Source organism: Sphingopyxis sp. UBA6723 (assembly GCF_002454115.1).
Classification (GTDB): Bacteria; Pseudomonadota; Alphaproteobacteria; order Sphingomonadales; family Sphingomonadaceae; genus Sphingopyxis.
This window is the reverse complement of sequence record NZ_DKIH01000010.1, coordinates 436017-456828: the sequence shown is the minus strand read 5'-3', so window position 1 is coordinate 456828 and position 20812 is coordinate 436017. Positions and strand designations below refer to the sequence as shown.

24 protein-coding genes are annotated in these 20812 nt (G+C 64.4%); 11 read left to right on the top strand and 13 right to left on the bottom strand.

The window, feature by feature from the left end:
- The first annotated feature begins 32 nt into the window (after positions 1-32).
- On the top strand, positions 33-326 hold the full coding sequence (gene rpmB, locus B4F07_RS10845) for a 50S ribosomal protein L28 (RefSeq protein WP_293701036.1): 294 nt from the start codon (positions 33-35) through the stop codon (positions 324-326).
- 24 nt (positions 327-350) lie between these two features.
- On the opposite strand, the gene B4F07_RS10840 is transcribed toward rpmB, so the two are convergent.
- A complete protein-coding gene (locus B4F07_RS10840; protein WP_293701037.1) occupies positions 351-1361 on the bottom strand; it encodes an esterase-like activity of phytase family protein in 1011 nt (336 codons plus the stop codon).
- Between the two features lie 177 nt (positions 1362-1538).
- Between B4F07_RS10840 and B4F07_RS10835 the strand changes: the two genes are divergently transcribed.
- The 3 genes from B4F07_RS10835 (at position 1539) to B4F07_RS10825 (ending at position 3949) form a co-directional block, all read left to right on the top strand.
- Positions 1539-1946, top strand: a complete 408-nt coding sequence (locus B4F07_RS10835) for a glycine zipper 2TM domain-containing protein (protein WP_293701038.1) — start codon at positions 1539-1541, stop codon at positions 1944-1946.
- 189 nt (positions 1947-2135) lie between these two features.
- Positions 2136-3239, top strand: coding sequence for a Ppx/GppA phosphatase family protein (locus tag B4F07_RS10830; RefSeq protein WP_293701039.1), 1104 nt, complete (start codon positions 2136-2138; stop codon positions 3237-3239).
- A complete protein-coding gene (locus tag B4F07_RS10825; RefSeq protein ID WP_293701040.1) occupies positions 3236-3949 on the top strand; it encodes an RlmE family RNA methyltransferase in 714 nt (237 codons plus the stop codon). The genes B4F07_RS10830 and B4F07_RS10825 overlap by 4 nt, the downstream gene beginning before the upstream one ends.
- A gap of 66 nt (positions 3950-4015) precedes the next feature.
- Here the strand turns inward: B4F07_RS10825 and B4F07_RS10820 are convergent, their stop codons facing one another.
- Entirely contained in the window at positions 4016-4384 is a 369-nt protein-coding gene (locus B4F07_RS10820; protein WP_293701041.1) for a nuclear transport factor 2 family protein, read from the bottom strand.
- Positions 4385-4569: 185 nt separating this feature from the next.
- On the opposite strand from B4F07_RS10820, the gene B4F07_RS10815 reads away from it, so the two are divergent.
- The 3 genes from B4F07_RS10815 (at position 4570) to B4F07_RS10805 (ending at position 7926) form a co-directional block, all read left to right on the top strand.
- Positions 4570-6027 carry a S41 family peptidase gene (locus B4F07_RS10815; protein ID WP_293701042.1) on the top strand — a complete coding sequence of 486 codons (1458 nt, stop codon included), beginning with the start codon at positions 4570-4572 and terminating at the stop codon, positions 6025-6027.
- A gap of 28 nt (positions 6028-6055) precedes the next feature.
- Positions 6056-7510, top strand: coding sequence for a cobyric acid synthase (locus tag B4F07_RS10810; protein WP_293701043.1), 1455 nt, complete (start codon positions 6056-6058; stop codon positions 7508-7510).
- A 140-nt stretch (positions 7511-7650) separates the two neighbouring features.
- Positions 7651-7926 carry an HU family DNA-binding protein gene (locus B4F07_RS10805; protein WP_088440085.1) on the top strand — a complete coding sequence of 92 codons (276 nt, stop codon included), beginning with the start codon at positions 7651-7653 and terminating at the stop codon, positions 7924-7926.
- Between the two features lie 79 nt (positions 7927-8005).
- Here B4F07_RS10805 and B4F07_RS10800 read toward each other — a convergent pair whose 3' ends face one another.
- Both B4F07_RS10800 and B4F07_RS10795 read right to left on the bottom strand, forming a co-directional pair.
- Positions 8006-8920 carry a beta-1,6-N-acetylglucosaminyltransferase gene (locus tag B4F07_RS10800; protein ID WP_293701044.1) on the bottom strand — a complete coding sequence of 305 codons (915 nt, stop codon included), beginning with the start codon at positions 8918-8920 and terminating at the stop codon, positions 8006-8008.
- Between the two features lie 254 nt (positions 8921-9174).
- A complete protein-coding gene (locus B4F07_RS10795) occupies positions 9175-10497 on the bottom strand; it encodes a hemolysin family protein (RefSeq protein WP_293701045.1) in 1323 nt (440 codons plus the stop codon).
- Positions 10498-10709: 212 nt separating this feature from the next.
- On the opposite strand from B4F07_RS10795, the gene B4F07_RS10790 reads away from it, so the two are divergent.
- On the top strand, positions 10710-11399 hold the full coding sequence (locus B4F07_RS10790; protein WP_293701046.1) for an OmpA family protein: 690 nt from the start codon (positions 10710-10712) through the stop codon (positions 11397-11399).
- 52 nt (positions 11400-11451) lie between these two features.
- Here the strand turns inward: B4F07_RS10790 and B4F07_RS10785 are convergent, their stop codons facing one another.
- From B4F07_RS10785 to B4F07_RS10760, 6 genes are read right to left on the bottom strand one after another with little or no spacing between them, the layout of a single operon-like run.
- Positions 11452-12078, bottom strand: a complete 627-nt coding sequence (locus tag B4F07_RS10785) for a MarC family protein (RefSeq protein ID WP_293701047.1) — start codon at positions 12076-12078, stop codon at positions 11452-11454.
- Positions 12075-12749, bottom strand: a complete 675-nt coding sequence (locus tag B4F07_RS10780) for a hypothetical protein (RefSeq protein ID WP_293701048.1) — start codon at positions 12747-12749, stop codon at positions 12075-12077. Before B4F07_RS10780 ends, B4F07_RS10785 begins: the two co-directional genes overlap by 4 nt.
- Positions 12749-13654: a bifunctional methylenetetrahydrofolate dehydrogenase/methenyltetrahydrofolate cyclohydrolase FolD gene (gene folD, locus B4F07_RS10775; protein WP_293701049.1), complete on the bottom strand. Its 906-nt coding sequence runs from the start codon at positions 13652-13654 to the stop codon at positions 12749-12751. The genes B4F07_RS10780 and folD overlap by 1 nt, the downstream gene beginning before the upstream one ends.
- Positions 13654-13953 carry a YggT family protein gene (locus tag B4F07_RS10770; RefSeq protein WP_088443299.1) on the bottom strand — a complete coding sequence of 100 codons (300 nt, stop codon included), beginning with the start codon at positions 13951-13953 and terminating at the stop codon, positions 13654-13656. The genes folD and B4F07_RS10770 overlap by 1 nt, the downstream gene beginning before the upstream one ends.
- Positions 13954-13997: 44 nt before the next feature.
- A complete protein-coding gene (gene argB, locus B4F07_RS10765; protein ID WP_293701050.1) occupies positions 13998-14897 on the bottom strand; it encodes an acetylglutamate kinase in 900 nt (299 codons plus the stop codon).
- A 5-nt stretch (positions 14898-14902) separates the two neighbouring features.
- Positions 14903-15574 carry a queuosine precursor transporter gene (locus B4F07_RS10760; RefSeq protein ID WP_293701051.1) on the bottom strand — a complete coding sequence of 224 codons (672 nt, stop codon included), beginning with the start codon at positions 15572-15574 and terminating at the stop codon, positions 14903-14905.
- A 115-nt stretch (positions 15575-15689) separates the two neighbouring features.
- Between B4F07_RS10760 and B4F07_RS10755 the strand changes: the two genes are divergently transcribed.
- The 3 genes from B4F07_RS10755 (at position 15690) to B4F07_RS10745 (ending at position 18092) form a co-directional block, all read left to right on the top strand.
- Positions 15690-17042: a NupC/NupG family nucleoside CNT transporter gene (locus B4F07_RS10755; protein WP_293701052.1), complete on the top strand. Its 1353-nt coding sequence runs from the start codon at positions 15690-15692 to the stop codon at positions 17040-17042.
- 106 nt (positions 17043-17148) lie between these two features.
- Positions 17149-17760, top strand: a complete 612-nt coding sequence (locus B4F07_RS10750; RefSeq protein ID WP_293701053.1) for a beta/gamma crystallin-related protein — start codon at positions 17149-17151, stop codon at positions 17758-17760.
- 11 nt (positions 17761-17771) lie between these two features.
- Positions 17772-18092, top strand: coding sequence for an MliC family protein (locus B4F07_RS10745; protein ID WP_293701054.1), 321 nt, complete (start codon positions 17772-17774; stop codon positions 18090-18092).
- 7 nt (positions 18093-18099) lie between these two features.
- Here B4F07_RS10745 and B4F07_RS10740 read toward each other — a convergent pair whose 3' ends face one another.
- Genes B4F07_RS10740 through B4F07_RS10730 form a run of 3 tightly spaced genes read right to left on the bottom strand, consistent with a single transcriptional unit; the run spans position 18100 to position 20678 of the window.
- On the bottom strand, positions 18100-19242 hold the full coding sequence (locus B4F07_RS10740; RefSeq protein ID WP_293701055.1) for an epoxide hydrolase family protein: 1143 nt from the start codon (positions 19240-19242) through the stop codon (positions 18100-18102).
- 30 nt (positions 19243-19272) lie between these two features.
- The gene (locus B4F07_RS10735) at positions 19273-19773 is read right to left on the bottom strand and encodes a hypothetical protein (RefSeq protein ID WP_293701056.1); all 501 of its coding nucleotides are present in this window, start codon (positions 19771-19773) and stop codon (positions 19273-19275) included.
- A 38-nt stretch (positions 19774-19811) separates the two neighbouring features.
- Positions 19812-20678, bottom strand: a complete 867-nt coding sequence (locus B4F07_RS10730; RefSeq protein ID WP_293701774.1) for a 3-hydroxyacyl-CoA dehydrogenase NAD-binding domain-containing protein — start codon at positions 20676-20678, stop codon at positions 19812-19814.
- Positions 20679-20812: the final 134 nt, after the last annotated feature.

Below are 20812 nucleotides of genomic sequence, written 5' to 3'. Positions count from 1 at the left end.
CGAACCGATATTTTTGTACGAGGACAAACATCATGTCGCGCATCTGCGAACTGACCGGCAAGGGTCGTATGGTCGGCAACAATGTCAGCCACGCCAACAACAAGACCAAGCGCACGTTCCTGCCCAATCTGCAGAATGTGACGTTGCTGTCGGACGCGCTGGGCAAGGGCGTCAAGCTGCGGGTGTCGACCCACGGCCTGCGCACCGTCGAACATAATGGCGGGCTCGACAACTGGCTGCTGAAAGCCGGTGACGACCAGCTGTCGGATTCGGCGCGCAAGGTGAAGAAGGAAGTGGCGAAGAAGCTGGCCGAAAAGGCCGCTTAAGCACTTTTCCATCGCTAAACGCAATCAGGCCGCCGGTTTCCGCGCGGCCTTTTTGCTGTCTGGCGTCTTGCGCGGCGGCAGATCAATCAGCTCGAACTGGAGCAGCAGGCTGCGCTGCCAGCGGTTGAAATTATTGTCGGCGACGAGCCACAGCCAGGTGCGGCCATTTTCGACGGTTATCGACGCGCCTTCGTAATTTTCGGCGAGCGGACGGGGAACGCGGCCGACCGTTAGCGACCGCACCACCGCGTCTTTGGCGATATCGGCGGGATCAACGATGCCAATGATTGTCGTGAACACAGGATCGAATCCCAGCCGCCGGTGGACAAGCAGCAGGCGCCCATCGGGCAGCGCCGCAGCGTCGCTGACCAGCCCCTTGCCGCGCGAATCGTAGAAAAAGCGAATCGGCGTCGGGCCGGGCGCCGCGGGGTCGCCCGCGTATAAGAACGCCTCGCGTCCGCGCGGATCTTTGTCGGCGTCCTCCGAAAAAATCACCGTCCGCCCGTCGGCGAGCCGCGCCATCGCCTCGGCACCCCGATTCTTGGGCCAGCGCGGGTCCGGCAACCGGCGGCGCGATTCGATGATGGTCAGATCGGCGTTGAGCCGCCAGATCTGGTTGATCCCTTCGAGCGCGATCCAGGCTTGATCGCTCGCCGGATCGATAAACAACGCCTCGGTGTCCGCCATGGCTTTGGTTGCGCGGCGGCCGTCGGGGGTCGGCAGCGGGCGGATATGAACCGCGGCGATGCGGCCCTGCGCATCCATGGTCAGCCGGGTGGCATAGCCATTGTCGCCGATCAGCTGGAATTGGGCGGGTCCGATCCGCGCCAGTCCCGAAAATCCCCCGAAGTGACTGTTGGGGCTGTCCAGGTGCCAGCCGCGCGCAAAGCGCATCGACCCGGTCGTCGCGGGTGCCAACGCCAGTGGGTGGGCGCTGGCGCGCTGGGTCAGGTTATCGACCGGGAAACGATGCACCGTCCCCGGCACGGGGCCGAGCGCGAGAAAGATCAGGGCGGCAAGAAACAGGCGGCGCATCGGCGCGGGGTTAGGGCGGTGCGGGCCGAAAGGGAAGCGTTCCGGGGCGCGAAGCTGAACGGCAGCCAACAAGCGCGTTCAGGCTTGGCTCAATGCGAATCACCCATAACCCCTTCATCGACCAACGCCCAGATGGGCAGCCCCAAGGGGCCGAACGACGAAAGAAGGAGAACGACGATGAAAAAGATGGTGACCCTCTCGATCGCCGCCCTGATGTCCACCGCGACGCTGGGCATGGCGGCTCCCGCTGCGGCGCAGAACAGTTATTACGACCAGCGCGGCTATTCGAGCTATAATGTCGGCTATGACCGCGACGACCGCCGGTATGACCGTCGTTACGATCGCCGCGCCGACCGCCGCGATTATCGTCAGGACCGTCGCTATAACCAGCAGCGGTACATCAATCGCAATTATCGCCAGTGCGACAATGGCACCGGCGGCACGATCATCGGCGCGATCGCCGGTGGCCTCGCCGGCCATGAAATCGCCGGCCGCGGCGACCGCGCCGTCGGCACGATCATCGGCGGCGCCGTCGGCGCGATCGCCGGCCGCGCGATCGACAAGGGGAATGACGGCTGCCGTTAAGGGCAGTCCCGACCTCCAATAATTTACAGTCCCCCTTATGCCCCGTCCGGCCACCGCCGGGCGGGGTTTTCTTTGGGCCGCGACCCCGGCGGGGGACGGGGTTGCCTAAAAGGCCGCCAAAGCCTAGGTTCCTTCCCAAGTGCACATCCGCGATTGGTGGATGCGTGAGAGAGACAGGTAATACTAGCCATGCGGCAAATGGCAGCGCCATCCGGGCGACCGCCGCGGCCAGGTTCGAGGACGGGGCCAGCGGCGAAAGGGCGAAACCAGGCAGAACCCGCCGCGCGGCCTGCGCATTTCGCGCGACCGCGAAGCTATGCCGCGATCGACCTGGGCACCAATAATTGCCGATTGCTGATCGCTCGACCGCAGGACGGCGAGCTGGTCGTGATTGACGCCTTTTCACGCATTGTCCGGCTCGGCGAAGGTCTGCACGCCAGCGGTCGGATCAGCGAAGCAGCGATGGATCGCACCGTGGCGGCGCTGGCGATCTGCGCCGACAAGCTGCGCCGCCGCCATGTCTCGCTGTCGCGCGCGGTCGCGACCGAGGCCTGCCGCCGTGCCGCCAATGGCGCCGAACTGGCCGAGCGGGTGCGGCGCGAAACGGGCATCGTCCTCGACATCATTTCCCCCGCCGAAGAAGCGCGGCTTGCAGTGCTGGGCTGTCACAATCTGATGGAGCCCGGAGAGGGGCCAGCGCTGATTTTCGACATCGGCGGCGGTTCGACCGAATTGATGCAGGTCGATGTGTCGGAGCATGACGTGCAGATCCACGACTGGATCAGCGTGCCGTGGGGGGTCGTGTCGTTGACCGAACATGCGCCGCTACCCGACGACAGTCTGGCGGGGCGGCAAGCCGCCTACGCGCATATGCGCGAAGTGACGCGCGGCGCCTTTGCCGCCTTTGCCGGGCGCGCCGAACAATTTTCCGGGCAGGAGCTGCGCCTGCTCGGCACCAGCGGCACGGTAACGACGCTGGCCAGCGTGTTTCTGAACCTGCCGCGATACGATCGCCGCGCGGTCGACGGGCTGGTCGTCCCGGCCGATGCGATGCGCGACATTAGCCGCCGTTTGGCAGATGCCAGCATTGCCGACCGCGCAGACATCGCGTGCATCGGCCGAGAGCGCGCCGATCTGGTCGTCGCTGGCTGTGCGATATTGGAGAGCATTATCGACCTGTGGCCCGCAGCGCGGGTCGGCGTCGCCGACCGCGGCATCCGCGAAGGCATTTTGCGGACGCTGGCAATGCAGGGCCGCGACGTGCCGGTGACACGGCGCGCGTATCGTAAATGAGCGGCGGTGGCGGCAAGAGCGGTGGCGGCGGCAGCGGGCGGGGCGGGCTGCATGTCCGCGTCAAGACAGCGAAAAAGCGCAGCGTGTCGTCGACGCGCTGGCTGCAACGTCAGCTTAACGATCCCTATGTGCGCCGCGCGCAGGCGGAGGGATATCGGTCGCGCGCCGCGTACAAGCTGATCGAGCTCGACGAGAAATTCGGCTTCATCAAAAAGGCGCGCGCGGTCGTCGATCTGGGCATCACCCCCGGCGGCTGGTCGCAGGTCGTGCGCAAGACGAATCCGCGCGCGCGTGTCGCGGGGATCGACCTGCTGGCGTGCGAGCCGATCGAGGGCGTCGAAATCCTCGAGATGGATTTTATGGACGATGCCGCGCCCGATGCGCTGATCGACGCGCTGGGCAGCGCCCCCGATCTGGTGATTTCGGACATGGCGGCGAATACCGTCGGCCACCAGCAAACCGACCATCTGCGCACGATCGGGCTGGCCGAAACCGCTGCCGATTTTGCGGTGCAGACGCTGCAACCCGGCGGCGCCTTTGTCGCCAAAGTCTTTGCCGGCGGCGCCGACCACACCCTGCTAACCTTGCTGAAAAAACATTTCACGACGGTCAAGCACGCCAAGCCGCCTGCAAGCCGCAAGGGGTCGCCCGAGCTGTACGTCGTTGCGCAAGGATTCAAGGGGCGGCGTGAAACCGAAGCGGACGCCTGACGGGTCGGCGTCGCCATTGGGTCAATATCAAGTGATCGCGCGCTCGTTGCTCATTGCAGAAAATGTTCAGCTGCCCGCGACCGACGAGCAGTGCGCCGCTTCGATTCGCCATTTGCCACCCTGACGATACCACATGCGGGAATAGGCAAATGCGCCTGCAAAGGGCTGCCCATCATATGTGCCCGCCAGATCGAGCGTGACGTTGACGATTGCGCTGTCGCCGATGAAACGGATTGTTGGTTCGGCTCTGGGTTCCAACCGATCAATGTTGAGAAGACCGGACCTATGCGCTGCCAGATCATCTGCTTTGGATAGTCGTTGGCCGTGGTGATTGGTAAAAACGAGTTCGTCGCTCAGCAGATCATCGAGCGTTTCGATATCGCTCGCCAACATGGCGATTCTCAATTTCTCCTCAACTTGTTCGACTTCGATCATTTTGTTCACAGAGACCGTCCTTCCGGCAAAGGGTTTGGTTGCCGTTTGTAGCAACGGCTGTTTTGAAACAATCCCCTCCCCTTCCGGTTTACCCGCGACGGATCGCAAGCCGTCGCTGCTTCTTCATTTCCAATTCATGGCCAATATGACTATCGTCCGAGCCGTTGATTATACCGGGGAAAAATATGCGCCGCGCCGTTGCGTCACTCACCGTTCTGTCCTTGCTTCTGGCATCGTGCGGCGGCGGCGGGGGTTCGACCAGCGGCAGCAATGCCGGGCCAGTGACCGTCACCCCGACCCCGTCGCCGACGCCCACCCCGACCGCAGGCTGCGGCCTCGCCGCAAGGCAGGGCTTTGCCAAGGCGGTGATCGACGAATGGTATCTGTTCCCCGGCGACGTCGCGAGCGGGGTCAACCCAGCAAGTTTCACCAATGTGGATGCCTATATTGATGCGCTGGTCGCCCCGGCGCGCGCGCTCGGCAAGGACCGGTTTTTCACCTACATCACCTCGATCGCCGAGGAGAATGCGTTTTTCGCCAGCGGATCGAGCGCCGGATTCGGTATCCGGCTGACTTATGATGCCGCCGCGAACCAGGTCGTCATCGCCGAAGCCTATGAGGGTGCTCCCGCCTTGGCCGCAGGCATCGATCGCGGCACCCGCATCGTCGCGATCGGCGCCACCGCCAGCAATATGCGCACCATCGCCGCGATCGTCGCTGCCGAAGGCACGCAGGGCATCACCAATGCGCTTGGTCCCAATGACCCCGGCATCACCCGCGTTTTGCGCATTCAGGACGCCGCGGGCACCCGCGACGTCACCATCAGCAAGGCCGATTATTCGCTCGACCCGATTTCGGATCGTTATGGCGCCAAGATCATCAGCGAAGGCGGGCGCAATTATGGCTATCTCAACCTGCGCACCTTCATTTCGTCAGCAAATCCGCAGCTTCGCGCCGCCTTCCTCAATTTCCGCAACCAGGGGGTGACCGACGTCATCATCGATTTCCGCTATAATGGCGGCGGGCTGGTTTCGACCGCCGAGCTGATGGGCGATTTGATGGGCGAAGGACGCGGCGGATCGATCTTTTCGCAGACGGTGTTTCGCGCGTCGAAAGCAGTCGAGAATGACGAGCATCGCTTTGCGCCGACCGCCGAATCGATCGCGCCGACACGGATCGCCTTTATCGGCACCGGATCGACCGCATCGGCGAGCGAACTGGTGATCAATTCGATGCTGCCGTACCTTGGCACCAACATGACGCTGGTCGGCAGCAATACCTTCGGCAAGCCGGTCGGCCAGATCGCGCTCGACAAGGCCGAATGTGACGACCGGATGCGCGTCGTCGCCTTTGCAACCGCCAATTCGACTGGCGCGGGCGATTATTACAATGGTCTGGCGCCCAAAATCGGCAACAGCTGCGCCGCGGGCGACGATCTGAGCCTGCCGCTGGGCGATCCGCGCGAAGCGTCGGTTCGCGCGGCGATCGACTTCCTGTCCGGCGCCGGTTGCCCCACGCGGATCGCCGAAGCCAGCGTCGGCGCGGCGGCGCAAAGCAGCAATGTGCGCGTACTGGCCGAACCCGAAATGCTGGTCCCCGACCGCCCGAGCGCGGCGCAGCGCGAACTGCCGGGGCTGTTCTGATCCGCGCGATGCGGCAGGAGCACCGCGCATGGCCGCTGTAATGCTGCAAGGAACGGGCTCCGACGTCGGCAAATCGGTGCTGGTGGCGGGGCTGTGCCGCGCGTTTGCCAATCGCGGCATGGTGGTTCGCCCGTTCAAGCCGCAGAATATGTCGAACAACGCCGCGGTGACGATCGACGGGGGCGAGATCGGGCGCGCGCAGGCGTTGCAGGCGGTCGCGTGCCGCACCCCGCCGCACAGCGACATGAACCCCGTGCTGTTGAAGCCGCAGGCCGACCGCACGTCGCAGCTGATCGTCCATGGCCGGGTGCGCGGCACGCTGGGCAGCAGCAATTTTCGCGAGGCGCGCGGCGCGCTGCTGACCGAGGTCATGCAAAGTTACGACCGGTTGCGGGCGCAGTGCGATATCGTCGTCGTCGAGGGCGCGGGGTCACCTGCCGAGATCAACCTGCGCGCCGGTGACATCGCCAATATGGGCTTCGCGCGCGCCGCGAACGTCCCCGTCATCCTGGTCGGTGACATCGACCGCGGCGGGGTGATCGCCGCGGTCGTCGGCACCCGCGCCGTGATCGATCCCGACGATGCGGCGTTGATCCGCGGATTCATGATCAACAAGTTTCGCGGCGATCCGGCCCTGTTCGACGATGGCTATCGCGAGATCGAACGGCGCAGCGGGTGGCCGGGGTTGGGGGTCATCCCCTGGCTCAGCGCCGCGGCGCGGTTGCCGAGCGAGGATGCGGTGATCCTGGAGCGCCCGGCCGACCCGCGCGACGGACGCCGCATGATCGCCTGCCCGATCCTGCCGCGCATATCCAATTTCGACGATCTCGATCCGTTCAAACTCGAACCCGGGGTCGAAATGGTGATGGTGCCGCCGGGGCGGCCGATCCCTGCCGAAGCCGCGATCATCGTCCTGCCCGGGTCGAAAGCGACGATCGCCGATCTGGGCGCGCTGCGCGCCGAGGGCTGGGACATCGATATTTTGGCACACCACCGGCGGGGCGGGATGATCGTCGGGCTGTGCGGCGGGTATCAGATGCTGGGACAACGGATCGCCGATCCGCTGGGGATCGAGGGCGTGGCGGACGACGTCGCGGGCTTGGGGCTGCTCGACGTCGAAACGACGCTGTCGCCCGCCAAGACACTGCGGCACGTCACCGGGACCGCGCTAGGCGCGGCTCTGGAAGGTTATGAGATGCATATGGGTGAAACCCACGGTCCGGGGACGACCCAGCCCTTTGCGATGGTCGCCGACGGCGCCAGCGACGGCGCGATCAGCAGGGATCAAAGGGTGATGGGGTCATACATCCATGGCCTTTTCGCCTCGGCCGAGCTGCGCCGCGCGTTGCTGGCGCACATCGGGGTTACAGGCGGCGCGCGCGACCATGCCGCCGACGTCGATGCGGCGCTCGATGACATCGCCGCTGAGCTCGCGGTCCATGTCAACCTCGATGCGATTCTCGAAATTGCCAGAATGCGTTGACGCAGACGCGGCGCTTCCCGCTGCGAATCGCCAGCCGAGACACCCAACCCCCCGCAAACACGGGCTTGGCGAAGGGTACATCATGCGTCTATGGCAGCGCATTGGCCGGGAATCGCCCGACCGAAACCAGGAGAGAATTTATGAATCATGCCGAACTGTCGGACGCTGTCGCCGCGTCGCTGGACCTGAGCAAAGCCGATGGCCGCAAGGCCGTGGATGCCGTCTTCGCTGCGATTGCCGATGCCGCCGCCAAGGGCGACGAAGTTTCGGTCAACGGCTTTGGCAAGTTCAAGGTCAAGGCAACCCCGGCGCGCGAAGGCCGAAACCCGTCGACCGGCGCGACGATCCAGATCAAGGCTGCCAAGAAGCTGACCTTTGGTCCGGCCAAGGCCGTCAAGGATCGCCTGAACGGCTGAGCCATCCCGGCTCATTGCCGCACACAGGGCTCCGCCGCACCATCGGCGGAGCCCTTGCTGTTTCAGCCCGGCAGCTTTTTCAGGTCGGGGTGACGGCTGCGACGGGTTTGGCGCGCGGTTTGGTCGGCTTGATCACCACATCGCCGACATAGTCCATTGCCGCGGGCGTTTTCAGATGCGCCTCGATCAGATCAAAAATCATCGCATCCTCGTTCATGTCGAATTTGCGCGCAAACAGGTCGGGGCTGAGCGTCAGGCGCAGCGCGTCAGCGGTCACAAAGGTGCGCGGACGCAGCTTGATGTCGCCGTCGGGCACCCAGTCGATCGTCCGCAGATCGTCGTTCATCACTTCACCCTGATTGGGGCTGTTCATCATCAGCGTTTGGAAAAACGCCTCGTCGGGGATGAAACTGCGGCGATAGAAGGTCTTGAAGCGATCGGCGCTGGGGTGATGGACCGCAAACTGGCAGAAGCTGCGCGTCACCCCCTTCCACTGGGTGCCGATGAACGGCGTGGCACCTTTCAGGAATGGGCGCGACACAGGGGTCCGGAACATCCGCCCCAGCGCTTCGACGAACATATGGCTGACGCGGTTCAGCGTATCGGGCCGGATCGCGCGCTGGTCGAGCGCGCGGATATACTGGCGGCGCGGGTTAGCGCGCAGGAAATCGCGGATATAGGCCTGCGACTTCAGAGGAAAATCCTGGCCGCTGAGGTTGATGTAATGCGTCCAGCTGCTGCTCATCGCCAGTAACTTGGCCATGCCGCGCAGTTCGGCGTCGACCAAGCTATAGCCGCCCCACAGCGCCTTTTTCGATTCGATGATCGCGACCCCCTGATACGGCTTGAGGAATTCGGCAATGTCGGCGGCAAACTCCGCGCCCGACCCTTTGTCGACATGGATCACATAGCTGTTGCCGGGAGCGTAGATGGCACGGAACATCCGTTTGAACTGTTCGGGAAAACGGTGGAGGAGGATGAAATAGCCGATCATGCGGTCATGCCTTTCGGATCGCAGACCCGGGCTGTCAGCCCACCGGGTGCGCAATCATTCGCGTGCTCCGGAAAACCCAACCAAATCTATTTTTGATCGACAGGAGACAATGCCCGACAGTTGGCCCGCCACGTTACGACGCGGCGCGGTCCAGCGGCATCGTTTGCATATGGGGGCAACCGATCGCATTGTAAGGGTTGCTCGGCTGGTGGCGGGATCGGTTACGGTGCTGATGCCGTGGATAGACGCTGAAGCTAGGTGTCGTCGGCGTCCTTTGGCCGGGACAATTCGGTGGCGAGCAGCTTGTCGATCTTGCGCCCGTCCATATCGATAATCTCGAATCGCCAGCCCTTGTCGGTAAAGCGTTCGCCCTCCTTCGGCAGATGCTTCAGGATCGCCAGCGCGTGGCCTGCGGCGGTCGCATAGTCGCGGTCGTCGTCAAGCTCGATCCCCAGCCGTTCGGCCATCTGGTCGGCGGGCATCGATCCGGCGATCAGCAGGCTGCCGTCGTCGCGTTCGACGACAAACGGTTCGCTGCCGATATCTTGGTCCGACGCAAACTCGCCGGCGATCGCCGCGAGCAGGTCGGCGGGGGTCACCAGCCCTTCGAAATGGCCATATTCGTCATGGACGAACAGCATCGGTACGTCGGCGACGCGCAATGCTTCGAGCGCGTCCATCGCGTCGATCTGATCGTGGATCACCTTGGCGGAGCGCGTCACTGTCTCCAGATCCAACGCCTCGCCGCGGAACAGCGCGGCGGCGATATCGCGCGCCTGGACCACCCCGACAATATCGTCGACCGAGCCGCGTGCGACCGGCAGTCGGCTGTGCGGCGACGCGACGAGCTTGTCGCGCACCCCCTGCGCATCGAGCGAGATATCGATCCAGTCGACGTCCTTGCGCGGCGTCATCACTTCGCGCACCGGGCGGTCAGCAAGCCGGACGACGCCCGAAATGATCGCGCGTTCGCTTTCCTCGATCAGACCCGATTTTGACGCTTCGGCAACGATCAGGTGCAGCTCCTCGGCGGTCACCCGATCCTCGGATTCGCGGTTGAGGCCGAGCACCCGAAAGACGAGCGCGGAGCTGCGATCGAGCAGCCACACCAGCGGCGCGCCGATTTTTGACAGCCACAGCATCGGGAGCGCCATGAAGATCGCGATCGGTTCAGGCGCGCGCAGCGCAAATTGCTTGGGCACCAGCTCGCCGACGATCAGCGAAAAATAGGTCGTCACCGCAATGACCACGGCGAAGCCTGCCGTCAGCGCGGTTTCATCGTCCAGGCCGAACAGCGCCTGCAACCGGTCGCCGACCGGGCCGCCCAAGCTGGCGCCCGAATAGGCACCGGCCAGAATGCCGATCAGCGTGATACCAACCTGTACCGTCGACAGGAAACGCCCCGGATCGGCGCCAAGCTGCCGTGCAACTGCAGCGCCGCGACTGCCGCGCTTTTCGGCCGCCTGCAAGCGCGGCGCGCGCGCCGAGACGATGGCGAGTTCGGACATCGCGAAAACGCCATTGAGCAGGATCAGGATGGCAATGATCGCCACGTCGGACCATGGGAAAGGGGTCATTGGGCGGTGATCTGGCGCTTCGGCGCCCGGCCCCTGTCAGCGTCGGTCATCCGGCGTCTATAGGCGAAAGTTGCGCAATTGCACAATGGCGCCTGAACATCGGCCTCAGCGAGCGTTCAGCCGGATTCGGGAACTAGATCGCCAGCCATATGTTATCGGCAGGAATGGCGGTGCGCAAACGATCCATGCGGCCGCAAAAAAGGGAGCGACCAATGAATATCAAGACCATTAAACTCGCGGCACTGGCCACGATGAGCGCCGTGGCGCTGACCGGCTGTGTCACCGACCCCGAAACGGGGCAGAAGCGCATTTCGAACGCCGCCATCGGCGGCATCGGCGGTGCGCTCGGCGGTTATCTGCTCGGCGACCTGATCGGCGGCAAGAACAGCCGCACCGAAGAAATCGTCGGCGCGGGCATCGGCGCGGTCGCCGGTGCGGGCGTCGGCTATTATATGGATGAGCAGGAAAAGAAGCTGCGCCAGCGCACCGCCGGCACCGGCATCGACGTGGAACGTCAGGGCGACCAGCTGGTGCTCAACATGCCCGGCGATGTGACCTTTGATTACAACAGCGCGCTGGTGAAATCGCAGTTCCGCAGCGCGCTCGATAACGTCGCGTCGACGCTGGCCGAATATCCCAGCACCTATATCGACGTGTACGGTCACACCGATTCGACCGGCAGCGACAGCTATAACCAAGGTCTGTCCGAACGCCGCGCCTCGTCGGTCGCCGATTATCTGGGCGGCCGCGGCATCCAGCGCGCGCGTATGGCGACGATGGGGTATGGCGAATCGCAGCTGAAATGTTCGCCCGAACGCAGCGAGGCCGATTATCAGTGCAACCGCCGCGTCGAAATCCGCATCGCGCCGGTGACGCAAGCGGACGTCAACGCCGCACGCTAGATTCCATTCCCGTGGAACAGGAAAGGGCGTCGCCTGCGGGCGGCGCCCTTTTCTATGTGAGGCTGGGGAAGCTGGCCTTGAGCCCGTCGATGACAAATTGCGCGGCCAGCGCGGCCAGCAGCACACCAAGCAGCCGGGTGATCACCGCCTCGCCCTTGTTGCCAATAAAGCGCATCAGCGGCCCTGCGGCGAGCAACGCCGCCAGCGTCAACAGCAACACAAGCAGCAACGCGCCAAAAATGACGAAGGCGCGGTCCAGCCCGTTATTCTGCGACACCAGCAGCATCACCGATGCGATCGATCCCGGCCCGGCGAGCATCGGCATCGCCATCGGGAATACCGACACATCCTCGACATGCGATGCCGCAACCTTTTCCGCCCGCTGCTCACGCCGCTCGGTGCGCTTCTCGAACACCATGTCGATCGCGATCATGAACAGCATGATGCCGCCCGCGATCCGAAAACTGTCGAGGTCGATGTGCAGGAAGCTGAGCAGCGCCTCTCCGAACATCGCGAAAAAGACGAGGATCGCCCCCGCAATCACCGTGGCGCGGATCGCCATCGACCGGCGCTGCTGTGCGCTCGCGCCGGTGGTCAGGCTGGCATATATCGGCGCGCAGCCTGGCGGGTCGATGACCACGAACAGCGTGACAAAGGCCGAGATGAACAGGTCAATCATGGCTGTTTCGGCGCCGCGACCTGATCGTCGATGACGGTCGCCATTGCCTTGCCGTCCCACAGCCGGATGGTGACGCGGCGCGATTGGTCGGGGCGCACGGTCGACGTCCAGCTGAGCGTCTGGTCGGGCGACAGGCCGACCGCCATGTCGTCACCCTCCGCGCTCGCCTCGATCGGTACCGCGGGCCGCGATCCGCACACCGCCTGCTTCGACGCAATGAATTCAGGGGCTTCGCGCGCGGCGGTCAGTTCGTCAGCATGGTCGAGGATCCAGTTGATCTTGCCGCTTTTCGGATCGCGCAGCCAGACGGTGCTGAAATAACCGTTCGCCGGTCCCTTTTGCCACGCCCCAGTGGTCGCCCCAGCGTTTCCGTCGCAGCTGACATAGACCGCGTGCGGCTGCCATTTGACCGCTTCAGCGGGGTCCTTTTGCGTCTTGAGCCAGTCGCGCGCCTTCACCCGCTGCGGCACGAACATCACCGCGTCGGGGGCGGAGGTTTCGCGAAACGCGGTCCACTGCCCCTTGTCCTGCGCCAGCCGCGCAAAGCCGATCTCGGCCGCGATAAAGGCGCTCGGATTCGGTCCCAGCGGGCGGTTGCGGAGGTCATCGGCGTCACCGGCACAAGCGGCGACCAACAGAAGGACGAACGAGGCGGAGAACAGACGGCGCATCAGAATCCTTCCGGATCGGCAAGCCCCGCGCGGCGGTGCGCGGCGACCAGCGTGTTGCGAAGCAGGCAGGCGATCGTCATCGGCCCGACCCCGCCCGGAACCGGGGTGATCGCATCAGCGACCGCCGCGACCTCGGCATAATCGACGTCACCGACCAGTCGCCCCTTTGCCGCGCCGTCGGCGGGCGGCAGCCGATTGATGCCGACGTCGATGACGATGGCACCCGGCTTGATCCAGTCACCCTTGACCATCTCGGCGCGCCCGACCGCCGCCACGACGATGTCGGCGCGGCGCACGAGCGCGGGCAGGTCTTTGGTGCGGCTGTGCGCCATCGTCACCGTGGCGTTGGCGCCCAGCAGCAATTGCCCCATCGGCTTGCCGACCAGGATCGAGCGCCCCACGACGATCGCGTCCTTGCCCGACAGGTCGCCAAGCCGGTCCTGCAGCAGCAACAGACAGCCATAGGGGGTGCACGGCACCATGCCCGCGATGCCGAGCGCGAGGCGCCCGGCGCTGACCGGCGTCAGCCCGTCGACATCCTTGTCGGGATCGATCGTCGCGACCGCCACCTGTTCGTCGAGGTGGCCGGGGAGCGGCAGTTGCAGCAGGATGCCGTCGACCGCATCGTCGGCGTTCAGTCGGGCGAGCAGCGCCTCGACCTCGTCCTGCGTCGCGGTGGCGGGCAGGCGATGCTCAAAACTAGCCATCCCCGCGGCAACGGTGGCCTTGCCCTTCGATCCGACATAGACCGCGCTCGCCGGATCGTCGCCGACCAGCACCACCGCCAGCCCGGGCGCGCGGCCGGTCGCGGCGACAAAGGCGGGGACAGCGTCGGCAATTCGGCCGCGCAGACCAGCGGCAAACGCCTTGCCGTCGATCACCTGCGCGGCGGCATCAACCGCCATCACGCCATGCCGTTCGCATAAGCGAGGCGACCGAGATAATTGAGCACCGGCCCGTCGAGAATGATGATGATGATCAGCACCAGCATCGGGGTCAGGTCGAGCCCGCCGAAATCGGGCATGATGCGGCGGAAGGGGCGGTACAGCGGCTCGGTGATCCGGTCGAGCACCGTCCACAGCTGGTTGACGAAATCATTGTGCGTGTTGATCACATTGAACGCGATCAGCCACGACATCACCGCCTGCGCGATGATGAACCACCACAGGACCGTCAGGATGATGTGGACGATCTGGAGGAGCATGAGAACCAAGGCGATTTCTCCGAATTAAGATCTTGCCGCGTCTCTTAGCGGTGAATGAGCGTGCCTGCACCCCTTGCCGTGAAAATTTCCAGCAGCATCGCGTGCGGAATGCGCCCGTCAAGGATGACCGCGGCCTCGACCCCGGCATCGACGGCGGCGACGCAGGTTTCGACCTTCGGGATCATGCCGCCGGTGATCGTCCCGTCGGCCTTCAGGGCATCGATCGCCGGCTGGTCGAGGTCGGTGAGCAGTGCGCCCGCCTTGTCGAGCACCCCGGCGACGTCGGTGAGCAGGAAAAAGCGTTTAGCGCCGAGCGCCCCGGCGATCGCGCCGGCCATCGTATCGGCGTTGATATTATAGGTAGCACCATCGGCGCCCAGCGCGACCGGCGCGACGATGGGGATGAAATTATCCTTGGTCAGGTTGATCAGGATCGTCGGATCGACCGCTACCGGTTCGCCGACAAAGCCCAGGTCGACATGGCGCTCAATCCCCGAATTGGGGTCGGGCTCCGTGCGGCGGACCTTTTCGGCAAGCACCAGATTGGCGTCCTTGCCCGAAATGCCGACCGCGCGGCCACCGAGCGCGGCGAGCCAGCCGACGATTTCCTTGTTGATCTTGCCCGCCAGCACCATTTCGGCGACCTCGGCGGTCGCGGCATCGGTGACGCGCAGCCCCCCGACAAACGACGATTCGATCCCCAGTTTTTTCAGCATCGCGCCGATCTGCGGCCCGCCGCCATGCACAACCACCGGATTGATGCCGACGGCTTTGAGCAGCACGACATCCTCGGCAAAATCGCGCTGCGCCTCGGCGTCGCCCATCGCGTGGCCACCATATTTGATCACGAACGTCTCGCCCGCATAGCGCTGCAGATAGGGCAGCGCTTCGACGAGCGTTTCGGCCTTGGCGAGCAGGTCGGGCATTGCGGGCGCGTCGGTCATCGTCATCATCCGCCGGTCTTGGCATCGAGGTTGCGGCCGAGCGCGACCAAGCCGGTGATCACGAACGGAATGACCAGCACCGACAACGCGACCTTGGCCAGCATCTGTCCGCCCATCAGATTGGCGATCGGGAACACGCCGTAAAAGGCGATGGTGACGAACAGCAGCGTATCGACGATCTGGCTGAGCGCACTGGCGATCGCGCCGCGGATTGCGAGCGCACCCGCACCCGCCCCTTCACGCCCGCGCAATTTGCTGAAAATCGTGACGTTGAGGAACTGCGAGGTGCCATAAGCCACAATCCCAGCTGCCATCAGGCGCGGACTCTGTTCTAACACCGTATGGAAGGAACTAAGTATCTTTGGGTCCATCTTTGGCGACGCCGGAAGCGCCAAAACGAGACCCGTAAGCATGATCGCGATCACCAACGGCACAAAACCCCAGAGCACCAGTCGGTTGGCGGTCCCTTGGCCATGCAGCTCGGCGGTCGCACTCGACAACGCAACGAGCAATAAGAAGGCAAAAATCCCCGCTTCGACCGCCAGCCAGTCGCCCAGCGCCACCTGTTTGTTCCCCAGCACCCCGGCGAGCACGACCATGCCGCCATAGACGATGGTGAAAAGGAACAGGGAGGGTGAGAGCGTGCGCGGCAGCGCCGTCGATGTGGTGTCGGTCATGCCGCCCGATAGTCGGTTTTGTCGGCGGTGGAAAGATGGGGGTGGCGGCAACACTTGCCCCCCCGCCAAAGCCCGCTAGACAAGGCGCAACAATTTGCGGGGGACGCACAAATATATGGAACGCCTGATTGGTCTGGTTGGCATCGTCGCGCTGCTCGCGATTGCCGTGCTGTTTTCGTCGAACCGCCGCTGGATCCGCCTGCGCGTCGTCATTCCGGCCTTCCTGCTCCAGGCCGGCTTTGCGCTACTCGTGATCGGCACCCCATGGGGCCGCGCGATCATCCAGGCGATGTCGAACGCGGTGTCGAACCTGCTCGGCTATGCCAAGGCGGGCACCGATTTCATCTTTGGCCCGCTCGCCTCGCCCGAAATCGGTGCCAACAGCTTTGCGATCGCGGCGCTGCCGGTCATCGTGTTCTTCGCCTCGCTGATCTCGATCCTTTATTATCTCGGCATCATGCAGCTGGTGATCAAATGGGTCGGCGGTGCGATCCAGAAAATCACCGGCATCACCAAGGTCGAAAGCCTGGGCGCGGCGGCGAATATCTTTGTCGGCCAGTCCGAATCGCCGCTGGTCATCCGTCCGTATCTGGCCGGACTCACCCCGCCGCAGCTGTTCACGATCATGACCGTCGGGATGGCGGGGGTCGCGGGGACGATCCTCGGCGCCTATGCCAGCATGATCGGCGAACAACTGCTGCCCTATCTGCTCGCCGCCAGCTTCATGTCGGCACCCGGCGGCATTTTGATGGCCAAGATCATGATGCCCGACGATCCCAAGGATCTGGGCATCGAACCGGTGATCATGCCCGAGGCAAGCCATGACGAGGAAAAGCCCGCCAACATCATCATGGCGGCGGCGCAAGGTGCGCAGACCGGGGTCAAGCTGGCCGTCGCGGTCGGCGCGATGGTGCTGGCGTTCGTGGCGCTCGTCGCGCTCGCCAACGGATTGCTCGGCGGCATCGGGGGATGGTTCGGTTACCCCGAGCTGTCGTTTCAGGCGATCATCGGCGCACTGTTCCGCCCGGTGATGTGGCTGATGGGGGTGCCGTGGGACGAAAGCGCGGTCGTCGGGGGGTTGTTCGGCAGCAAGATCGTGCTCAACGAATTTGTCGCCTTCATCGATCTGGGCCGTGTGCAGGGCGATATGTCGCTGGCCGCCGTCGCAATCGCCACCTTTGCGTTGTGCGGTTTCGCCAATTTCAGCTCGATCGCGATCCAGATGGCGGTGACCGGCGGGCTCGCCCCCAACCAGCGCCCGATGATCGCCAAGCTGGGGCTGAAGGCCCTGCTCGCGGGCAGCCTGTCGAACCTGATGTCGGCGGCCTTGGCGGGGCTGATGCTTGGGATCGCGCCGCCGGTCGCCGCGCCGCCCGCCGCACCGGCAGTCGAGGCTGCCACAGCATCCGAAAGCGCACCGGTAACAACGCCCGACGCCGCGGCAACCGCCCCTAGCAAAACCCCCTGACCCTACCAAGGCCCACGCTCGGGGAGAATTGCAAGCCGCACCTCGATGGCGTAAACTCGGCAAAGTTATCGAATCCCGGGTCGCATTTGCCAACAGGGAGGTTGCCATGAAAATCGCCTATCGTTTGTCGATCCTCGCCGCCGCCGCCGCGTCGATTGGGGCGGGGGTCCTCGCCACCAGCGCGCAAACGCCCGATGACCGCATGTACCGACCGCCCGAGGCGACGATCTATCGCGACGCCGCCTATCGTGGCCCCGCGGTGTTCGTCGGCGAAGCGAAACCCAATCTGGGCCTCGCCTGGCCGGTCAATTCGGTGCGCGTCGCCAGCGGGCGCTGGGAATTGTGCGAAAAGACGCGCTTTCGCGGCACCTGCCGCACCGTCGAGCGCGATACGCCGATGCTGAACAACGTCCTGCGCGGCCTGACCATCCAGTCGATCCGCCCGGTTGGATCGGGGGGTGGCGGCTGGGATCCGGCGCCGCCCGCCAATGATCAGGTCGCGCGCGGCAATTTTGCCGAATTCCACACCCAGCCCGCGCAAGGCAACCGGCGCCTCCTTGCTTGCCAATATGGATCGGTGACGGCGAACTGCGCGGCGCAGACGGCGGACAATTATTGCCGCTCGATCGGCTGGAACGGGTCGGCGCGCGAGCATATGGAAACGGTGGCGGGCCGCGTCTATCTGGCCGACGTGCTGTGCGTCCGCTCGGGCTATTGAGGGAGGATGCGATGACGACGCTGAAGTTTGCCGCTGTCGGCGGGGCCGCGGTGCTGCTTTCGGCTTGCATGTCGGTCGGTGGGCCGGGGGTCAGCACCTATTATGAATGCGACCGCGGCACCCGGCTGAAAGTCGATTTCATGGGCGACCGCGCTTTGGTGAGCGTCAATGGCGGACGTCCCGAAGCAATGCGTTCCACCCCCGCGGCCAGCGGCGCGATCTACGAAAACCGCGCCGGGTGGCGACTGCATACCAAGGGCAATGAGGCGATGTGGAACACCGCGCTGCGCTCGGCGCCCGAAACCTGTCGTCAGGTGGTGGTGCCGCGCTAGGGACCGGTCAGAGCGCCATCTTCGCCAGCGCGGCGCGAACCTCGCTGGCGAACAGCTCGGGCTGCTCCCACGCGGCGAAATGACCGCCGCGGGGCAGCTCGTTCCAGTGGACGATAGTCTTGTACCGCCGCTCGGCCCAGCGGCGCGACAGCCGCATGATCTCGTTCGGGAACAGGCTGCACCCCGTCGGCACCAAAATCTCGCCCGCGGCGAAATTGCGAAAGCTGTGCCAATACAGCCGCGCCGACGAGGCGGCGCTCGCGGTCAGCCAATAGAGGCTGATCGTGTCGAGCATCGCGTCCTTCGACAGCGCTTTCTCGGGATGGCCGCCGATCGAATGGCCGCCCGGCTGATGCCCGCAATCGGTCCAGCCATGGAATTTCTCGGCGATCCACGCCATCTGGCCGACCGGCGAATCGGTCAGCGCATAGCCGATCGTCTGCGGCCGGGTCGCGTGCTGCGTCGAATAACCGCTGTCCTTCGCCTGATACCAGGCGAAGCGCGCGAGATAGAGTTTTTCGCTGTCAGTGAGATCGCTCATCAGGTCGGGCGGCGGCGCGCCGACGACCATGTTGACGTGAATGCCGGCGCAATGATCGGCATGGTTCATCCCGATCGCACAGGTCACCGCGCTGCCCCAGTCGCCGCCTTGCGCGAAATAGCGATCATAACCGAGCGCGACCATCAGCGCGTCCCACGCCGCGCCGATATGCTCGACGCTCCATTTGGCCGCGGTCGGCTTGCCCGAAAAGCCGTAACCGGGGAGCGACGGGAGCACGAGATGATAGTCGGCCGATAGCGGTTCGATGACGTCGAGAAACTCCAGCACCGACCCCGGCCAGCCATGCGTCAGCACCAGCGGTCGCGCCGCCGGATTGGCCGACCGGACATGGAGGAAATGAATGTCGAGCCCGTCGATCGTCGCCAGATAATTGGGCAGGGCATTCAGTCGCGCCTCGACAACGCGCCAATCATGTTGGTCAAGCCAATAGGCCGCCAGTTCCTTCGCATAGGCAAGCGGAATGCCCTGATCCCAGTCGTCGACCGTTTCCCTCTCGGGCCAGCGCGTCCGCGCCAGACGGTCTTTCAGATCGTCGAGCGCCGCCTGCGGAACATCGACGGTAAAGCTGCGGATATTGTCGACGTTCATGGAATACCCCCTCCCCACGCCCTCCGTCTATCAGGGCCGCGCGGGCGCCTTGCAGCCGCGTTCCAGCCCGACACCTTTCAGAAAGCCGCGCCGTACTGTTCCGGCATAGACCGCTTCGGCATAGCGGCGACGTTCGGCATTGGCGCCAGTGATTTCACCGATCAGGCTGCGGAACGGGATGATCGACCCGGCAACGCTGCCGGCGACGCGGCCGGCGGTGCGCTCGCGCTTTTTATCCCTGCTTTCTTCTTCGGTTTCGTTGACGTCGGGACCGAGCACTTCGTCCAGTTCGACGATTTCCTGCTGGATCGCGGCGCATTTGCGCAGGCCCGCCAAGGAATAGGGATCGCCCTGAACCGCGATCAGCTTCGCGGGCGCTTCCTTGCCGTCAAACGGTTCGGTCACTTTGTTGGCGGTGTCCTTGATGGTCGAATTTTCCGGCGATCCCGCCTGAGCATAGGCCGGTGCCGCGATGACGAGCGAGGCAGCCACAGCGGTGGCCGACAATGTAACGAAAAATGTGCTTTGCATATGACGCCTCCTTGGCGGTTCCCTGACCGCATAAGCTGCTAACGCGTCGGAACCGGTTCGGCTCCCGTCCAGTCGTAAAAGCCGCGCCCTGCCTTTTTTCCGACCCAGCCCGCCTCGACATATTGCACCAGCAGCGGCGCCGGGCGGAATTTGGGGTCGCCGGTGCCGCTGTGCAGCACCCGGATGATTTCGAGGCAGGTATCAAGCCCGATAAAGTCGGCCAGCGTGATTGGCCCCATCGGATGATTGAGCCCCAGGCGGCAGCCGGCGTCGATGTCCTGCATCGTCGCAACACCCTCGCCCAGTGCGAACACCGCTTCGTTGATCAGCGGCATGAGGACGCGATTGACGATGAAGCCGGGCGCGTCGTTGGCGTGGACGATCTCCTTTCCGAGGCCACGGCCGAAGGCTTCGACGGCTTGCAGCGTCGCGTCGCTGGTGGCGAGGCCGCGGATTAATTCGATCAGCCCCATCACCGGCACCGGATTGAAGAAATGCACCCCGATAAAGCGCGCCGGATCGGGCGATGCTTGGGCGAGCCGGGTAATCGGGATCGAGCTGGTGTTGCTGGCAAGGATCGCGGTGTCAGACAGATGCGGACCGACGCTAGCGAAGATCGCGCGCTTGATGTCTTCGCGCTCGGTCGCGGCCTCGATGACGAGGTCGGCGGGGGCGAAGGCGCTGTGGTCGGCGACCGGGGCAATACGGCCGAGCAGAGCATCGGCATCGCCCTGCGTCATCTTGTCCTTGGCGACGAGGCGGCCGAGCGCTTTGGCGATCCCCGCCTTGCCCGCTTCGGCGCGTGCCAGATCGATGTCCGACAGCAGCACGTCGTGACCGGCGCCCGCTGACACTTGCGCAATCCCCGCGCCCATTTGCCCTGCCCCGATGACGCCGACGATCATGACCTTATTCTCCAAAACAACCTTAAGGCTTTCATCCGTCATCCCGGCGAAGGCCGGGACCTCACCGCTGCGTTCTGGCGAAAGGGCGAGATCCCGGCTTTCGCCGGGATGACGATTTGATGGTTGCCCTACGT

Coding starts and splice junctions, on each gene's coding strand:
- B4F07_RS10835 (WP_293701038.1), top strand. CDS start 1,539: ATGAAAAAGATGGTGACCCTCTCGATCGCCGCCCTGATGTCCACCGCG.
- B4F07_RS10780 (WP_293701048.1), bottom strand. CDS start 12,749: ATGCGCCGTCTGTTCTCCGCCTCGTTCGTCCTTCTGTTGGTCGCCGCT.
- B4F07_RS10840 (WP_293701037.1), bottom strand. CDS start 1,361: ATGCGCCGCCTGTTTCTTGCCGCCCTGATCTTTCTCGCGCTCGGCCCC.
- B4F07_RS10830 (WP_293701039.1), top strand. CDS start 2,136: ATGCGGCAAATGGCAGCGCCATCCGGGCGACCGCCGCGGCCAGGTTCG.
- B4F07_RS10825 (WP_293701040.1), top strand. CDS start 3,236: ATGAGCGGCGGTGGCGGCAAGAGCGGTGGCGGCGGCAGCGGGCGGGGC.
- rpmB (WP_293701036.1), top strand. CDS start 33: ATGTCGCGCATCTGCGAACTGACCGGCAAGGGTCGTATGGTCGGCAAC.
- B4F07_RS10745 (WP_293701054.1), top strand. CDS start 17,772: ATGACGACGCTGAAGTTTGCCGCTGTCGGCGGGGCCGCGGTGCTGCTT.
- B4F07_RS10760 (WP_293701051.1), bottom strand. CDS start 15,574: ATGACCGACACCACATCGACGGCGCTGCCGCGCACGCTCTCACCCTCC.
- B4F07_RS10810 (WP_293701043.1), top strand. CDS start 6,056: ATGGCCGCTGTAATGCTGCAAGGAACGGGCTCCGACGTCGGCAAATCG.
- B4F07_RS10815 (WP_293701042.1), top strand. CDS start 4,570: ATGCGCCGCGCCGTTGCGTCACTCACCGTTCTGTCCTTGCTTCTGGCA.
- B4F07_RS10755 (WP_293701052.1), top strand. CDS start 15,690: ATGGAACGCCTGATTGGTCTGGTTGGCATCGTCGCGCTGCTCGCGATT.
- B4F07_RS10735 (WP_293701056.1), bottom strand. CDS start 19,773: ATGCAAAGCACATTTTTCGTTACATTGTCGGCCACCGCTGTGGCTGCC.
- argB (WP_293701050.1), bottom strand. CDS start 14,897: ATGACCGACGCGCCCGCAATGCCCGACCTGCTCGCCAAGGCCGAAACG.
- B4F07_RS10820 (WP_293701041.1), bottom strand. CDS start 4,384: ATGATCGAAGTCGAACAAGTTGAGGAGAAATTGAGAATCGCCATGTTG.
- B4F07_RS10790 (WP_293701046.1), top strand. CDS start 10,710: ATGAATATCAAGACCATTAAACTCGCGGCACTGGCCACGATGAGCGCC.
- B4F07_RS10800 (WP_293701044.1), bottom strand. CDS start 8,920: ATGATCGGCTATTTCATCCTCCTCCACCGTTTTCCCGAACAGTTCAAA.
- B4F07_RS10785 (WP_293701047.1), bottom strand. CDS start 12,078: ATGATTGACCTGTTCATCTCGGCCTTTGTCACGCTGTTCGTGGTCATC.
- B4F07_RS10740 (WP_293701055.1), bottom strand. CDS start 19,242: ATGAACGTCGACAATATCCGCAGCTTTACCGTCGATGTTCCGCAGGCG.
- B4F07_RS10805 (WP_088440085.1), top strand. CDS start 7,651: ATGAATCATGCCGAACTGTCGGACGCTGTCGCCGCGTCGCTGGACCTG.
- B4F07_RS10795 (WP_293701045.1), bottom strand. CDS start 10,497: ATGACCCCTTTCCCATGGTCCGACGTGGCGATCATTGCCATCCTGATC.
- B4F07_RS10770 (WP_088443299.1), bottom strand. CDS start 13,953: ATGCTCCTCCAGATCGTCCACATCATCCTGACGGTCCTGTGGTGGTTC.
- folD (WP_293701049.1), bottom strand. CDS start 13,654: ATGGCGGTTGATGCCGCCGCGCAGGTGATCGACGGCAAGGCGTTTGCC.
- B4F07_RS10750 (WP_293701053.1), top strand. CDS start 17,149: ATGAAAATCGCCTATCGTTTGTCGATCCTCGCCGCCGCCGCCGCGTCG.
- B4F07_RS10730 (WP_293701774.1), bottom strand. CDS start 20,678: ATGATCGTCGGCGTCATCGGGGCAGGGCAAATGGGCGCGGGGATTGCG.